This is a genomic window from Paenibacillus sp. FSL R5-192 (assembly GCF_000517845.1).
GTDB classification, from domain to species: Bacteria; Bacillota; Bacilli; order Paenibacillales; family Paenibacillaceae; genus Paenibacillus; species Paenibacillus amylolyticus.
Genome location: NZ_ASPR01000009.1, coordinates 19,194 through 35,702, shown reverse-complemented (window position 1 = coordinate 35,702; position 16,509 = coordinate 19,194). Strand labels below are relative to the sequence as shown.

Annotated in this window: 17 protein-coding genes; 1 reads left to right on the top strand and 16 read right to left on the bottom strand. The window is 44.9% G+C overall.

Annotation, left to right across the window (positions count from 1 at the left end):
- Positions 1-447: 447 nt before the first annotated feature.
- The 8 genes from C161_RS05455 to C161_RS05415 form a co-directional block, all read right to left on the bottom strand.
- Positions 448-1,668, bottom strand: a complete 1,221-nt coding sequence (locus C161_RS05455) for a TraB/GumN family protein (RefSeq protein WP_036668605.1) — start codon at positions 1,666-1,668, stop codon at positions 448-450.
- A 1,110-nt stretch (positions 1,669-2,778) separates the two neighbouring features.
- Positions 2,779-3,204 carry a MarR family winged helix-turn-helix transcriptional regulator gene (locus C161_RS05445; protein WP_036668603.1) on the bottom strand — a complete coding sequence of 142 codons (426 nt, stop codon included), beginning with the start codon at positions 3,202-3,204 and terminating at the stop codon, positions 2,779-2,781.
- A gap of 92 nt (positions 3,205-3,296) precedes the next feature.
- Positions 3,297-3,641, bottom strand: a complete 345-nt coding sequence (locus C161_RS05440) for a DoxX family protein (protein WP_036668601.1) — start codon at positions 3,639-3,641, stop codon at positions 3,297-3,299.
- Between the two features lie 575 nt (positions 3,642-4,216).
- Positions 4,217-5,512: an ABC transporter permease gene (locus tag C161_RS05435; RefSeq protein WP_036613163.1), complete on the bottom strand. Its 1,296-nt coding sequence runs from the start codon at positions 5,510-5,512 to the stop codon at positions 4,217-4,219.
- Complete coding sequence (locus tag C161_RS05430) at positions 5,505-6,407, bottom strand: ABC transporter ATP-binding protein (protein ID WP_036668607.1); 903 nt, start codon at positions 6,405-6,407, stop codon at positions 5,505-5,507. The genes C161_RS05435 and C161_RS05430 overlap by 8 nt, the downstream gene beginning before the upstream one ends.
- A 20-nt stretch (positions 6,408-6,427) precedes the next feature.
- Positions 6,428-7,324: an ATP-binding cassette domain-containing protein gene (locus tag C161_RS05425; RefSeq protein WP_036613165.1), complete on the bottom strand. Its 897-nt coding sequence runs from the start codon at positions 7,322-7,324 to the stop codon at positions 6,428-6,430.
- A gap of 15 nt (positions 7,325-7,339) precedes the next feature.
- Positions 7,340-7,729 (bottom strand): GntR family transcriptional regulator, encoded by a 390-nt coding sequence (locus C161_RS05420; protein WP_036613231.1) that lies wholly within the window; start codon positions 7,727-7,729, stop codon positions 7,340-7,342.
- Between the two features lie 89 nt (positions 7,730-7,818).
- On the bottom strand, positions 7,819-8,532 hold the full coding sequence (locus C161_RS05415) for a hypothetical protein (RefSeq protein ID WP_036613234.1): 714 nt from the start codon (positions 8,530-8,532) through the stop codon (positions 7,819-7,821).
- A 193-nt stretch (positions 8,533-8,725) separates the two neighbouring features.
- Between C161_RS05415 and C161_RS05410 the strand changes: the two genes are divergently transcribed.
- On the top strand, positions 8,726-9,055 hold the full coding sequence (locus tag C161_RS05410; protein WP_036613168.1) for a hypothetical protein: 330 nt from the start codon (positions 8,726-8,728) through the stop codon (positions 9,053-9,055).
- 110 nt (positions 9,056-9,165) lie between these two features.
- On the opposite strand, the gene C161_RS05405 is transcribed toward C161_RS05410, so the two are convergent.
- The 8 genes from C161_RS05405 to map all read right to left on the bottom strand — a co-directional run bounded on the left by C161_RS05405 (position 9,166) and on the right by map (position 16,459).
- Positions 9,166-9,537, bottom strand: a complete 372-nt coding sequence (locus C161_RS05405) for a hypothetical protein (protein ID WP_036613171.1) — start codon at positions 9,535-9,537, stop codon at positions 9,166-9,168.
- 142 nt (positions 9,538-9,679) lie between these two features.
- Positions 9,680-10,144 (bottom strand): DUF420 domain-containing protein, encoded by a 465-nt coding sequence (locus C161_RS05400; RefSeq protein WP_036613174.1) that lies wholly within the window; start codon positions 10,142-10,144, stop codon positions 9,680-9,682.
- A 34-nt stretch (positions 10,145-10,178) separates the two neighbouring features.
- A complete protein-coding gene (gene ctaG / locus C161_RS05395) occupies positions 10,179-11,102 on the bottom strand; it encodes a cytochrome c oxidase assembly factor CtaG (protein WP_036613176.1) in 924 nt (307 codons plus the stop codon).
- 108 nt (positions 11,103-11,210) lie between these two features.
- Positions 11,211-11,531, bottom strand: coding sequence for a cytochrome C oxidase subunit IV family protein (locus tag C161_RS05390; RefSeq protein ID WP_036613178.1), 321 nt, complete (start codon positions 11,529-11,531; stop codon positions 11,211-11,213).
- A 3-nt stretch (positions 11,532-11,534) separates the two neighbouring features.
- Positions 11,535-12,161, bottom strand: coding sequence for a cytochrome c oxidase subunit 3 (locus C161_RS05385; RefSeq protein ID WP_047840264.1), 627 nt, complete (start codon positions 12,159-12,161; stop codon positions 11,535-11,537).
- On the bottom strand, positions 12,158-14,008 hold the full coding sequence (gene ctaD / locus C161_RS05380; protein WP_370511460.1) for a cytochrome c oxidase subunit I: 1,851 nt from the start codon (positions 14,006-14,008) through the stop codon (positions 12,158-12,160). The genes C161_RS05385 and ctaD overlap by 4 nt, the downstream gene beginning before the upstream one ends.
- A 71-nt stretch (positions 14,009-14,079) precedes the next feature.
- On the bottom strand, positions 14,080-15,132 hold the full coding sequence (coxB, locus tag C161_RS05375; RefSeq protein WP_036613183.1) for a cytochrome c oxidase subunit II: 1,053 nt from the start codon (positions 15,130-15,132) through the stop codon (positions 14,080-14,082).
- A 565-nt stretch (positions 15,133-15,697) separates the two neighbouring features.
- Positions 15,698-16,459, bottom strand: coding sequence for a type I methionyl aminopeptidase (gene map / locus C161_RS05370; RefSeq protein ID WP_036613186.1), 762 nt, complete (start codon positions 16,457-16,459; stop codon positions 15,698-15,700).
- Positions 16,460-16,509 lie beyond the last annotated feature (50 nt).

Below are 16,509 nucleotides of genomic sequence, written 5' to 3'. Positions count from 1 at the left end.
AACTTTCGCGTTCATTCTGCAAGCAGAATGTTTACTCACTCGTTGTTCAGTTTTCAAAGATCAAACTTGTTTCGTTACCGAATGTTGTTCTCTTCAGCAACTCTTATATAATATCATGTCCGAACCAACTTTGCAAGCTCTTTTTTTAAGTTTCTTTCGAAGCTTATTTCATTTGCTTGCCGCACCGTGTATCTCGTGTTTTTTTGGCCGGAAATAGAATATACCATGTAGAACACACACTTGTAAAGAGTTAATTTCAAAACTTATCAAATCCACGATCTAACCATATTAAGGACCTTCAATCTACCATGAACTCTTAGGTTCAATTTTATTATCCTGCAGCTTAATCTTCTTTATTTAAATCTGTCTTTCTTCTATATATAAGAAGGCAACCCTCTCAACTCTCATATTCGAGACGAAAGGGTTACCTTCTATAGTAATCTATATTTATTTCCGTTCTACTTTATATCCTTTATCCTCAAGCAGTTTCACGATGCCGTGATCGCCCAAGTAGTGTGCCGCACCAACAACAATGAAATACTCCTCACCTTTGCCGTTTTTCAAGTAACCATCGATTTTGTCCGCCATACCAATGTTACGATCAACCAGCATTGCTTTGTTATATTCCTCGTTAGTGGAGAAGCTGTTTGTCAGTTCAAGCAGTTGCTCGTCATTACCCGTTTTCCACATCTCAGCCATTTCTTTCACACTGTTATCCAACACGTCGAAGTTTTCGATTGTCGCTTTCAGTGTTTCCTCTTGTGTTTCTTTGGAAAAGTCGTTAAACATGCCAAGTTGAGATTGATAACTCTCCAACTCAATAACTGGAAGTTTGCGCTCGATCGCTTTCTGGATGAAATACAGATCCACTCCTGCTGACGCTTCGTATCCTGCCGTTGTGGACTTCAAACTTGCAAGTGTGCTCTCTACTACCCAAGGCTTAAATGCATCCAAGGCGTTAGACTCCAGACCATTTTTCTTCAATACATCACCCAGCTTAGTATACGTTTCACTGGAAATGTGGTCTTTCAGTGTTGTTCCATCTTGATACGAACCCAGACTTAGAACCAGCTTTTGCTGCTCTTCGTCAGCGGCTTTGCTAATATCAATCTCTACCCCGAGATAATCTGCTTCGGCAAAAGCTTCTTCAAACTCCGGACGCAGTGGGTAAAAGCTCTCATCCGCAATATGCATGGACCCTACCAGATAGACCGTGTTGCCATTGCTTTCAACTTCCCACATGAAGCCACGTCCACCGGTTTGCGCAGTTTCAGTTGCTCCACCTTTGGATACCAGTAGCACGGTGCGCGTTGCAGCATCCCAGCGAACTTCATAACCCGCTGCATCACCGACGATGCGGATTGGAGCATACGTTACACCGTTGATACGTGTAAGCTTGCTTTTGAGTGTAATCGTTTTGCCATCTACTACAGCCGTGATCGTATCTTCTGTCGCAGTTGTTAGCTTCACATCCATAGCATCCAGCGTAGTCCGCAGCGGAACCAATGTTGTACCTTTCTCCAGGATCGGCGCTCCTGTAGCATATTTCACAGCTTGGTCATTAACCTTGACGGAAGTTCCTTGTGGAGCAGCCATAGCTGGCACTGCAGATACAAGCAAACCTACTGAGATGGTAAGAGATAAGAGCATGCGTTTCCAATTCTTCATATTATGTATCCTCCTTTAAGGAATATAGTTGCCAATCCAATTTTTAATAGAATGGACATACTTAGATACTACGGATAAAGGTGGGAATTGGTGCCACTCCAAAACGGAGCAGCACGTTCTCCCTTCATTATTACTCTCATTAGATAAGAAACAATAAATAGGAAACAATCATATAGGTTCAATGTTAGATATTCGCAAAGTCTAAGCTATGCCAAGATAAATAGATACTTATCAGCGCTAGGAAAAAAAAGGATATAGAAACCTTCGGATTGTCCCACAGCTTCACTCCATATGCGACGAAGAAAATAGCGATAGCTAATTTGGAGATGCTTTGGTAGTTGCCCTGCTCTGAAAAGGCTGAACTGCTAAATACAATTGAAAGTAGTAGTGTAGTCAGGATCGATCAATGCTTTAAACCACAGAGGTTCCCTCAAAAACTGTATATAGAACCCTTTTAACTGCTGCATGATCATCGACCCTCTCCTGAACTCGATTTAATATGACCACCGACACAGCACACCACTTGTCATAATTAGTGAGAAAAAGTCATCAATAAAGCTTATCTATCAGGACATGTTTTCATGATAAGTAGGAAAAAGCGCAAAACTCATTTTGCATCTTCATAAATGATAATGTATATGGATTTTTGCGATATTTTTTCTTAATTATACATAGCAAAAAGACCACTATCTAGTATTAGATAACAGTCTCATTTTAGAATACTTTATTCATTTAAATTAAAATCATTCCGTCTTCTATTCTTCTACAGAAACATAAATACTTAATCGTATGCGAATTGCCGCTATCTCAAAACCAGTTAGAATCATAATCCAATGATCTTTCCTCCCCTTCTTTCTCTAGTAATATGTTCAGGAAAACATCAAGCAGCTCCTATCAGCTTGAGTACAACTAAAAATATTGCTGGGATAATCGAATTGATGGAATTAAATATCCAGTGAACGATGATATTCGACCATATATTTCTGATAGCTCCTTCTAAAGTAAGTAGAAGCTGGATCCCTATTCTTGCTGCTTCATTCGGAAAGAATCTCACAAATTTTGTGCTTCGGCATGTAGTTGTCATGATTCATCCTCTGGTATAGAGTCTAACTAATCTTCTTGCACATTTCGGTACAGTTTATCTAATATCGTTTTTAACTGATTTAATTCATCGTGTTCCAAACCTCGTGTAACATAGTCATGCGCGTTTTTAACTGTTAACAACAGCTTTCCTTTAACTTCTTGACCTGTAGAGGACAAATATAAATAATGTGAGCGCTTATCTTGATCATGAACAATACGTCGAACCATGCCCTTGCGTTCTAAAGAATGTATCATTCTCACTACCGTTGTTTGATCCCGATCGATGGCCTCCGCCAGCTCTTTTTGAGTCATAGCTTTATCTATATCAAGACAGGAGATAATGCTCCACTGCTCCGGTGTCACCTTGTAGGGCTTTAATTGTTTCGTAAAATAGTTTGTAAGCTTGACATCTGTACGATGGATCAAGAAGCCGGTAATATTATATAAGTCCATTGCAGTACCCTCATTTATCATTTTCTTAAATCAAATATAGTCGATCTCTCAAAGGTTACACATGAAATCCGTCAAAAATTCGTTAATTTCGTTTAGAAAAAATGATACATGGATACAATCAAGCTAAGTATGAACAAAATGAGTGCTGGAATGGCCTTCTGAATCGGATCTTTAGCTAAGACTATTAAAGTAAACGCTCCAGCAAGCATTGTTCCGGCTAGAAGCAAACCAGCTAAAATTGCTGCGACAGGCATCCAGATGCCAACGATCATACCAGCTGCCCCCACAATCTCGAACGAACCAGTCAAAACATTAAAGAACGATGGCAGTCCAAAACGTTTAAACTCATTGGCCATTTTACCGGAAATAATTTTGCTTCCTGTAAAAAGGAAAAAACCACCTAATAGAACCTGTAAAACTGTGATAAATATGAACATATCTACCCCTCTTTCATAAAGTTATGCATATGAATTTTATATATGCTATAGCATGTATTTTGTTTGAAATTTTATATATTGTCAACCCTAAAATAAAGCTTTATAGATTATAGCCCTCTTATATCCTTTTAATTTTTCTTAGATTATCGTTCCAAAGGAAGGTTTCTTTTTCACATATCGTTAATATTTTCTAGCATGGATAATTCAATTTCTGTTCTTTGTTGAACTGTGGTAAATTTCTCTGTAATCAGCCAATTAAAAGCCTATGCTTCTTACTTTCAATAAATTTAGTAACAAACAAAGGTAATTTACTTAACTTATTGTCAATTCGACCTACGGAATGTAATTTAGCTTGTTTATACAAAAATCAACCATCCCAAATTAAATATAACTTCTGAGTAATTATTCGTTCTTGACTGTTTGTATCGAACACCATTAAACAACATGTAGCGCGTTCAACATTAAATTGGCCACCAATGGCTGCAAGCTAATTTAAAATAGAGATATGCGTATTTATGGATAAATACGCATATCTCTATTTGCGACAACACACATTTTATTAAAAAACACTCAACCTAGATCTTATATGCCTTCATGGCTTTAAACAATTCCTTAAAGGTTGGGCGTTTACCGTACATCAACACACCTGTGCGATAGATTTTGGCTGCAAGCCATCCGAAGATGATAATGGATACGATGAGAATCGCTAAGGACGTTAGAATCTCCCAAGTTGGCGCAACTCCTGCGCCGATTCGTACCAGAATCGCGGTCGGCGACGTGAATGGAATGAAGCTTGCGATTTTCAACAACAGAATGTTCGGCGTAGAAATACTGAAGATCGCAATATAGAAGGAAACAAGCGACAACATCGTAATCGGCAGAACAGCCTGACCGAGTTCTTCAGTACGGCTTACCATTGAACCAATGGCAGCAAACAACACGGCATACAGGAAGTAACCCAGAATGTAGAATATGAGTCCGTACACAATAACCGCACTATTCACATCACTTACACTCATATTGAAATCACCTAATACTGCACGGTTATGCGGCAGCAAGATATTTCCGGCAACCACCGCTCCGAAGATCCCGATTTGCAGCATCCCCACCATGAAAATACCGATGATTTTACCAAACATCTGACTGAGCGGTGATACACTCGTAATCAGAATCTCCATAATACGTGAGCTCTTCTCAGCTGTGATCTCGGAGGCAATCATGTTACCTGTCATCATCGTTGAGGTAAACAGCAGGATGATCAGCAAGTACACCACAATATAGTTAATCGGGCTCATTTTACCTTCAGACTCAGTACCTGCTCCGCTCTCATCTGTACTCAAACTTTGCTCAGTGAGCTTCACAGGTGTTGTAATCAGTTCCTTCTGCTCCGCTGTGAGTACATCCTTCACAACCACATCCAGCTTCACACTCTGCAACGCTGCTTCAATGGATGCAATGATCTGAGGTGATACGTCTTCTGCTGAATATAGAATGGGCTGCGGGAACTCTTGCCCGGAAACTGCTTCAAACTTCAGATAACCATCGGTAAGCCCAGCTTCCACATCCGCCGCAAGAGCAGCCTCATCTTTGTCACCACTGGCAATGAATCGATAGGCCTGATCTCCTTGAGCCGCAGAGAAGCTCTCCAGTTTCTCGGAAACTTCAGGCTGCCCTGTACTCAAAAGACCAATATTTACAGGATTACTGCTTGAAGCTCCACCAATGGAACCCCCATTAAATAAGGTAATGAAATATGGGACATTGAGTCCGATTGAAATTAAAAGTGCAAGTACAATGGTCGTTACCATGAATGATTTCGTTTTAACTTTGTTTTTGAATGTAAAACCCGTAATCGTTCCCATTTTATTCATTCGACTCACCTACCTCACGAATAAAGATTTGGTTAAGCGTTGGTTCCTTCAGTTCAAAGTGTTCCACTGTCGTCTGGGTCATGGCTGTTCTGAGAATCTCTTGAGCCGCTTCCACCTGACTAATATGTATCAGGTACCCACGCTCATTCCGCTCGACTTTCTTCACACCAGACAACTGTTCGAGTCCTTCCACACTACCAATCGTGCCCAGGAATACCTGTTCACGCGGATACCGGCTCTTGATCTCCTTGATCTCTCCTTGTACCACCGTGTTGGAACGATGCAGAATGGTGATCTGACGACACAACTCTTCAACGTGCTCCATACGGTGTGTAGAGAACAGAATGGCCGTGCCTTCGTCACGCAATTCTTTGACGGTGGACTTGAGTAATTCCACGTTGACGGGATCCAGTCCACTGAACGCTTCATCCAGAATGAGAATCTGCGGTCTATGCACTACAGCCGCGATAAAGCCCATTTTCTGCTGATTACCTTTGGATAACTCCTCGATCTTCTTATCGTAATACTCAGGTACCTCAAACCGATTCAGCCAATACTTGAGGCTCTGATCTGCGTCCTTACCATTCATGCCACGAAGTCGTGCCAGGTAATTAATCTGTTCGCTGACTTTCACCTTCGGATACAATCCGCGCTCTTCCGGAAGATAACCCATAATCTGTTGTAGCTCCGTATTATAGGGCTTGCCGTTGTACAGGATATTCCCTCCGTCAGGGTGAATCAGTCCAAGCACCATACGCATTGTTGTTGTTTTACCTGCACCATTGGCTCCGAGCAGTCCGTAAATCTCCCCCTCTTTTACATTGAGCGTAACTCCATTAACGGCTGTTTTGTCTGCATATTGCTTGACGACTTGCTTCAATTCCAATCGGTTCATCATTTATCGTCTCCCTTCGGTTATTTCCACTGTACGGGTGCATACCCGGCAATCCAGAATGCCAGCACTTCATCCAATTCCAAGTTACGGATTTTCAATACCCGGTTATTGGACAGCTCCAGCCTCTCCTGCGCCTCGCTGACCCGGGTTGTAATTACGCGAACCAGACCTCCCTCTTCTATAGAAGATTCCACAACACCAGGAATACTTTCTGGCCTTAAATCTCCTTCATACCAGACTTCTTTCCACTGATCGAGCACCATATCTTTCTCGGCCATCCCCAGTGACTGACCACGGTGCATCAATACGATGTAATCCGCAAGCCTTTTGACTTCGTCTGCAATATGTGTGGCAATCAGAATCGTGGTGTCTCCCCCCGCCATGAAGGTACGGAACTGCTCAACCATCACTTTCCAGGCAAAGGGGTCCAATCCTGATGAAGGCTCATCCAAAAGCAATAGTCTTGGGCGAGCTGCAATTGCAGCTGCAATCTCAAATTTTCGCCTTTCTCCCTTGGACATCTTGTTCAGCTTCACATCAACAGGTACTTCCATATCCTGAATCAGTTGGTCGAACAACTTCATATCCCAACGTGGGTACCAGTACGCCCGGAAATGGGCCGCTTCTTGTGCTGTTATCCGGTTCTCTTCTGAACCAGCGTTATCTGCCACAAAACCAATCTGTTGTCTCAGTTCAATGGGAAGTGGCCCATCATGTTCCTGACCAAACCATATAATCTGCCCAGCATCTGGCAGCACCACTTGCTGTAACATGTTAAGAAGGGTGCTTTTGCCTGAACCGTTGTGACCGAGAATAGCCACTATATACCCTTCCGGGATGGTCAGATCAATTGGGCCGATAACTCTGCGTTTTCGCATTTTGGATATGCCGTTCAACTGGATTGCTATGGGTTCCACGTATGAATCACTCCCTTACTTCACGTAAATAGCCTTCAGGACTTCCCGGAATAGGCTCTCCATCTCTTCTTCCGTACAGCCTACCGATTTCCCGGACTGCACCGCTGCCTGCATCGCTTCCTGTGCGGCCTTTAATCTATAATTTTCTCTGTCACCGGCTTCTACCTGGGCCACAAATGTACCTGTCCCCTGCTTCGTACGAAGCAAGCCTTCATTCTCCAGATCCTGATAGACCCGTCTAACCGTAATAACACTGCAATTCAGTGCTCCGGCGAACTCACGAATGGACGGCAAATGTGTTCCCTCCCCCAACTGACCCGTAATAATTAACGATCTTAACTGATTTTCAATTTGGTGGTATAAAGGTTCAGCGCTATTTTCATTAATTTGAATGGGTATTTTCACATCTTGCACCTCGCCCTCCGGTACACTCCAGTCTGTTACCTGACCGTGCCGGTTTCATCCTGTATTCGTACATAAGCTCAATTCTCATTTTAATTCAAATCCCGATGAACCAGCTTCTTCAGCGTAAAACGACTAGACAGCCATAATCCCGCTACGCCAGCCACCAGAGAAATCCACATGATCGGGGAAAGCAGCCCCCATGATTTACTTCCATCCATTACAATCCGTAATCCGTAACTGCCTGATATTCGAATCAGTATGGATATGCCAATGGCGAATGGTATAAAAAGCATACTGAGAAGCAAGTATTTCTTGCCACTGTTCAGAAACTCTCCGTAAATATAGAACCCTGTTACCAAAAGGCCATAACCTGTACAGGTAAGGCTAAAGGCCAGATACTGATCCCATCGGAATCCTTCGACATGAAGGTTAACCACGTATAATGATCCGTAGAAAAAGATTCCATTGTACGTAAACGCCATCAGAGACTGCTGTAGCCTGGACCACATCACCACTTGTTCAGGGATGGGAATTCTACGATAGTAGGCCAGCATCTGCGTATAAGAATCTTCCTGTATGTAACGGAAGGAGCGCCTGCAGAACATAAACCCTTGAAATGGCAACATGATTAAAAAGAAGGAATCCACTACTGGATTAATAATATCTGTCTGTTGTTGTCCTAAAAACATCACACCGCTCATGCCGCCAGTGTATATCATGAATAATGCAGACCATAGCCATTGGAGCCTATCCTTACTCATCTGGCTGCGGGTCAACCACCATGCCTGCTTCCATTCGTTCATATGCATGCCTGCCTTTCACCTGTCATTCACTCATGTTGCTTACTGTGATTACTGTATATATCAATATACACAGTATACAGACCTGTTTCTCATCCCGTCAACCCCTAATTTTCCTGAATCAGGAAGACGGGATGGGACACAGTACGAATTTACGTTAAAATAAATTAGAATCATAGAAAGGAAGGTTACAGCTATGGATTGGCTGGTAGAGATCGGATTTGTCCTCCTTTTCCTTATCGTCGTAATCTGGTTGGTCCTTCGGGATGAGCCTCATCGTCATTCTGCCAAAAAAGGCAGATACCGCATCCGCCGTAACAACGGTTATACCGACTCTGCTTCGGGATATCCGGTCATTATGGGAGATGACTCCTACGATCGACATGCCAAACACACACCGGATCACAAACATCATGAGTCGGATTCTTCATCAGACACACATTCTCATCACAACAGCGATAGTGGTAGCAGCAATGACAGCGGTGGAGATAGTGGCGGCGGAGACAGTGGGGGTGGCGGGGATTAAACATCATTCCCCAATCACAAAAGAAGGGCTGTACCCGTTATTGTGTAAACACAATTCGGGTACAGCCCTTTGCCGCTCTCTAGCACCTGTTAGAAGAAGAGGCCTTACGATTAAACGAGGTTATAACCACTAGGCAGACTGCGATCCCTGCGGATTGCGCGAATCTGAGCCAGCGTTAACCGTTGATTGGTGGAGATCAGGGATTCCACATCATTGCCACGGATCAGATCATCCAAATCTCTCAAGTTGGTGTTGCCTCGGAAGACCCGGAATCCACCTTGGAAGTTAGGACGTGTAAACACAACCAGTGTTGCATTAGAACTTGTTGAGAAAAAGCGCAGGCTCTCCACCCCATCCAAAATATTGTCCAGGTTACGAAGACCCGTGTTGCCACGATAGATGCGGCTTCTCCCTCTGTAGTTCTCTTCTGAATACACGGTAAGACGTGGATACGTCTGACTGACGTTGACTGTTTTTTTCATTTTGTTTCCCCCTCTCGAACTCATTCTATGAATGAATGAGAGAGGAAGCGTGGACGAATGATCTGCTAGATTCGTCCATTTTCATATTTTCAGAAGGTTATAGTGACGCACGCCCGAGTAACCGGAGGTTATATCTCTACTTCTATACGCCGAGGATAACTTCCCATACCGGACGTGTATGACCACCAGGATATAAGAGATATAAAAGAACATACACAACAACACCTGTTAGCGCTGACCCAAACCAGATCATGGACGTGAACTTGCCCCAGCGGCGATGTGTTCCGAACTTCTTTTTGAACCCCAGTACCAGTGTGGAGATGCCAAATATCGCTGCCACGGTAGCGAGGATAATATGAAAGATCAGAAATATCCGATAAAAGATCTCCAGATCCGGGTCCCCGCCCCAAGCCGTATTGCCCACGAACACTGTACGAGACATATAGATCACAAAGAAGATTAGAGCTGCAATCGCACCTGCTACCATGGCGGACTGATGAGCCTCACGTTTCCCCCGAATAATCAGTACCCATCCAATCCCCACCAGTACTGCACTAATCACAATGAAAGAAGTACTGATCGTTGGTAGCCAAAAATACATATCCATCGTGTGTTCCCCCTCTTGTCAGAACATTACTTCATTATTTGGCAGCCGGATTGAGCGGCCCTCCTGCGCCCCCTGCAGGATACGAATCATCATCATCTTCCTGCTTCTCTTTCCGATACCATTGGAAAAAGACATAAGCCAGCATGGAGGCAAAGATTCCTTCCTGAATAAACTTCATGACAATGCCACCGACCTGCTGATCTTCTTTCGCAGAAGACAGGAAGTTGAAGAACGCAGGCCCACCGAATGAGCGAAGTAATGCCGTAGAATCTCCAGACACACAATACCGCATTGCTTCAGCCCATACTGCCGGGTTGCTGTACGTCTGATACAACGGCTCGGCCGCAAAAATAATCAATCCACACGCAGGCGTGAGCAGTACCATATTCAGAAAAATAAAACCAATCTTGGATAACCCCGATGCTTGTCTGCCTTCTGGTAACGGATTCAGCAATGTCCACCACATGAGCATCGAGGTGATGAACAATGCAATATAATACAACCGGTGAACGGTAAAATTCAGCATGACGTAATCATGTACAATCGGTAGGTGATACAGCGAGAACAGCCCGTTAAAGAGCACTGCCGCAACGATCGGATGAGCCAGGAACGATAGCTGTCGTGTAGGCAACCAGCGTACGATTTTGCGCCATACCCAGATCGGCAAACCTTTCATCATCAGCGGCGGGGCTACCAGATAGGAGAACGCCATGCTCACCATATGGAAGCTAAACATCACGTGACCAAGCAGATTAAATGGTCCAGCTTGAGCCAGATACAGGACAAACAGCCCTGTAATAAACATGATTTTCTGTGCAGCAGTCGCAGGTTCTGCATCCTTTATTTGCTCGCTTAACGGTCCCACAAGCACCAGATAAGCCGCAGCAATGATCAGAAATAAAGCCAGTATAAGCGGACTCCATAAATCATTGAAGCTAAAATATTGCAACCCGAGCATACGGGAAACCTCCCCGTGACCTGATTTGGTTGTTGCCTTCATTACTTTGTGAAGATTCATTCGCCAAAAAGGGGAAAAGACGGCGGCATTGCGCCGCCGCCATCTCTTTTACCACCAGACCCAATAGAGTGCCATAATGATGCACGTAAAGGCTACGAAAAAGCCAAAGGCCATGAACAGAATCGGCATCAAGTGCCCTTTGTCCTTCAAGTGCATCCAATAACCCAATTGAACGAATACTTGAAGAATAGCCATGACGAGCAAAATAATAATGATAAAGGTTGTGTTGACCCCTCCGGCAGAAGCAGCCGCAAACGCAATCAGCGTAAGAATAATGGAGAAGATAAACACCACGACGTGTTTCTGTGGCCCTTCCGTCCGGTGACGGTGTTTCACAGGCTGTTGATCTGTCTTATCCTGTGCCGACATGTGCTACCCCACCTTTCCGAGCAGGTACACGACCGTAAAGATGAACACCCATACCACGTCAATAAAGTGCCAGTACATTGCGGAGACGTATACTTTAGGTGCGGTTACGACCGTCAATCCTTTTTTGAACAGCTGACCGATAATGATTCCGATCCACACAATACCAAAAGCAACGTGGGCTCCGTGGAACCCGACCAGTGTATAGAATGCTGAACTGAATGCACTCGTGGTCATGCCAAACTCTTTATGTTTCACATACTCGTAGAACTCGTAAATTTCCAGTGCGAGAAATCCCATACCCAGTACTACCGTGATGCCAAGCCACAACGCCAGTGCATCTCGCTTGCCCTTATGCATGGCCTGAATCGCAAATACACTCGTCAAACTACTGACCAGGAGAATGAACGTTGCAGCGGCCACAAGTGGCAGGTGGAACAGTTCATTCGCCGTAGGTCCATCATTAGTTTGGCCACGAAGAGCCAGGAAGGTAGCAAAGAGTGTACCGAACAGTACCGTCTCGCCGCCAAGGAACAACCAGAAGGCGATAAGCTTGTTACGGCCTTCCAGCGTTGCTTTCTCCGGTTCATGCGGCAATTTGTCGTTCACCGGTTCGGCATGTGAGGTTGTCATGTTCTAGCCCCCTTCTCATCCTGATCCTCCGGTTCAATATGCCAGCCATGATCATCATAAAGTGAACGAAGTGCCATTGCACCGAATGTGATTACGAGACCAATAATAACTACAATATAATTGTTGAAAATGACATTCATAAATGCATTACCAAATTCATCATTGCTGAACATCAAGCCAAGTCCGGCGATAAAGATACCTACTGACATTACAAACGGCAACGGCGTTGCTGAAGGCATATGAATCGAACCTACAGGTTCTGCCGGTGTCATCTCCGTATGTCCTGCCATTTTTTCCTTCCAATATGCATCAATTCCGCGTACCAGCGGCGTCTGCTTGAAATTATATTCCGGCGGCGGAGATGGAATAGACCATTCCAGTGTACGGCCGTCTTCCCACGGATCGTTTGGCGCGCCAGCCGGTTTTTTCATTGTGATCACGATGTTCACGAGGAACATGATAACCCCAACACCCATTAGAAACGCACCGACGGAGCTGACCAGATTGAGCAGGTCAAAGTCCTGATTCGGCAAGTATGTAACGATCCGGCGCTGCATCCCCATCAGACCGAGGAAATGCTGTACAAAGAACGTTAATTGGAAACCGATCATAAATGTCCAGAACGTCCATTTGCCCAGTGTTTCGCTGAGAATACGTCCGAACATCTTCGGCCACCAGTAATGCAGTCCCGAGAACAATCCAAGTACGAGTCCCCCTACAATAACGTAGTGGAAGTGGGCTACAACAAAGTACGTATCATGGAACTGGAAGTCTGCCGGAGCAGATGCCAGCATAACGCCTGTAACACCACCCATAACGAAGGTTGGGACGAATCCAACAGCAAACAGGTTTGCCGCGGTAAAGCGGATCTGTCCACCCCACATCGTAAAGAGCCAGTTAAAGATTTTGATCCCGGTAGGTACGGCAATCAACATCGTGGAGATGGAGAAAAGCGCGTTGGCTACATTACCCAGACCTGTTGTAAACATGTGATGCGCCCATACCATGAAGCCCAGAAAGGCAATCAGGATGGTGGCAAATACCATGGAGCTGTATCCGAACAAGCGTTTACGCGAGAAGGTCGGAATAACCTCCGAGATAATACCAAATGCCGGCAAAATCAGAATGTATACTTCCGGGTGCCCGAAGATCCAGAAGATGTGCTGCCAGAGTACCGGGTTACCGCCACCTGCTACATCGAAGAAATTCGCTCCCAGTATACGGTCAAACGTCAAAAGTACAAGCCCTACCGTGATGGCAGGAAAAGCAAAAAGGATAATGGCAGATGTAATAAATGTCGTCCATGTAAACATCGGCATCCGCATGTAGGACATGCCTGGAGCACGCATTGTAATAATCGTTGCGAGAAAGTTAATGCCCCCGATGAGCGTTCCCAGACCCGCGATCTGAAGGCCAATGGTGTAGAAATCCACACCATGCGTTCCACTGTACTCACTGCCCGAAAGCGGAGTATATGAGGTCCAGCCCGCATCCGGTGCTCCGCCCATAACCCAGCTCAGGTTCAGCAACAATCCACCAAAGAGGAATGTCCAGAAACCCAGCGCGTTAAGAAACGGGAAAGCAACGTCCCGTGCCCCGATCTGCAAAGGCACGACAGCATTCATAATGGCAAAAATAAGTGGCATGACACCAAGGAAAATCATCGTTGTTCCATGCATTGTAATCAATTCGTTGAAGACCTGTGCCGATACAAAATCATTCATAGGCTTCATCAGTTGAATCCGAATCAAAATGGCTTCAATGCCGCCGATTCCAAAGAAAAATCCACCCGCAACCAAATAGAGAATGGCGATTTTTTTGTGATCGACGGTGGTGATCCAATCCATCAAGCCCCTGTACCTCTTGACGCTATGCGCATGAGCCAAGGTTGTGTACCCCCTTCTTCGTCCTTGCTGTTCTATTCATAGTCCAATTTGTAGTTGGCCAGATATTCGGCAATTCCGTCGATTTCTTCATCCGTCAACCCAAGATCTTTGGGATTCGGCATGGTATTGCCCGGCTTCACGGATTGTGGATCATGGAGCCATTCTTTCATGTTATCCAGTACCGGATTACCTTCTTCCTGTCCCTCGCGAGAATTCAGCAAAATGCCTGCGACAGATTCCTTGCCGCCAATTCCCGTCAGGTTAGGTGCAACCGGTCCACCTTGATCACCAACAGCGTGGCAAGAAAGGCAGTTTGTTTTGAACTTTTCGGCCAATTGAGTGTCTTCAGGAAGGACTGCAGGTGCTTTCATCTGGTTCACCCATCTGTCAAAGGATTCCTGACTCACTGCTTTTACCTTAAACTCCATAAAAGCATGCGATCTGCCACATAATTCGGCACATTTACCACGGTAAACGCCTTCATTCGGTGCAGAGAAACTGAACTTGTTAAGTGTTCCATCCGGGTTTGTGTCCATTTTGCCCGCAAGTGACGGCACCCAGAAGGAGTGAAGCACGTCAGCGGTTTTTAATTCGAATGCAATTTTTGTTCCGGTCGGGATGATGAGATCTTGAGCGGTGGTTACGTCATATTGAGGATAAGTGAATTCCCACCAGTACTGATGCGAGGTGACTTGGACCTTAAGTGCATTTTTGTCATTGGACAGATCTTCGCCTTGGGCAAAAATCGTTTGGACCGTCGGTACTGCCAGAACAATAACCAGCAATAACGGAATGGCTGTCCAGATTACTTCCAGCTTGAAATTACCTTCAACCTGTTCGGGCATCTCAGTCTGCCCGGCTCGTCTACGAAACCGGATCAGAACATAGGCCGCTATGGCAAATACAATGATGAGCACCACGATCATAATCGCGATGGATAACTTCATCAGATCATATTGGCCTTGCGCTACAGGACCCTGAGGTTTCATTACCGACAAGTCTTCCCGCCCGCATGCGGATAGCAGCAAAGAGAACACCGCCAGCAAGGGGAGAATTCGCTTTGCAACCTGCCACTGTTTCATCATTGATCTACCCCACTTTTTTACGTTTTCGTAGATTACCGTTGTCGTTCGGTAGAAAGGCAACAAAAGGTACGTTTCAGCACGATACGCATAATCCTCTTCATCATACAGAACGCTTAGAAAAATAACGCTTCCAGTACTCCCGTGATTTCCTGCTCAGGGCATGTCTGCGCATTCTTCCAATTCATTCTATATGCTTCAATCACTTATTAAATATAAGTTGAGGGTATGATTTTGTCAATCTTTGGACACATGTTCACAAATTGTTCACTTTATGTAAAAAACCGCTCTACAACTTGATTTGCAAACGATTTCAGTTAAAAGTATTACACTCTACATTTGAAAATTTTTGCCAAATTTCGGTGATAAAACTCGATTTATTGGTGATTTTTCTCACATTGAAAACATGTGCTATTATGCAAAAGAAAGATCAGAATTTATGGAAAACCTCTTCCATATCCATTCAGAAGACATGCCTATCGCTCCATACCGCTATCTTCAAGCTCAAAACAGCATGGAGCATTTGGGAGAAAGTTCAACTCAAGTCCTCTTCTTCTCTGATTTCATCTCACGTGCCATCGGTCAGAATCAAGGGGCCATTCCCAGTAATCGCAACCGTATGCTCATACTGGACCCCCCAGCTGCCATCTACCGTCCTTACCGTCCATCCATCGTCATCCCACACAACGGCCCCAGAACTGCCTTTTGTAAAGATTGGTTCAATCGTAATAACCATACCCTCCGTGAGCATCGTGCCCGTTCTGCGTTTGCCATAAGGCAACACATTTGGGGGTTCATGAATATATTGACCAATCCCATGACCAATGAGAGGCTTCACAATTCCGTACCGATACAATCTGGCTGTTCGTTCAATGGCACTTCCAATATCTCCGAGTGTATTCCCTGGAACTGCCTGGGCAATCGCCCGCTCAAGTGCCTTCTCCGTGCGCCTCATCAGCTTGCGAATGGATCTGCTTGTTTCACCAATTCCATATGTCCAGGCCGAGTCAGCAAGCCAGCCGTCTTTGTTCACCACCATATCGATGGTCACTACATCCCCGCTCGCCAACTCCTCTTCCCCAGGAAATCCGTGGCAGACCACTTCATTAACAGAGGCACACGTCGCGTAAGGATATCCTTTATACCCTTTTTGCTCCGGTGTGGCTCCTCGTGCTGCCAGAAACTCTTCCACCCGCTCATTAATCGCTGCTGTCGTGATACCAGGGACCATCCACTGCTCAATATGCTGGTGACAGCTCCACAAAATTCTTCCTGCTTCCCGCATGTAGCCAATCTCTTCTTTGGTTTTCAAAATAGGGTCCACATGCATTCATCCTTCCCGCTGTAGGTGTACTACCATATATATGCAGCAGGAACGCA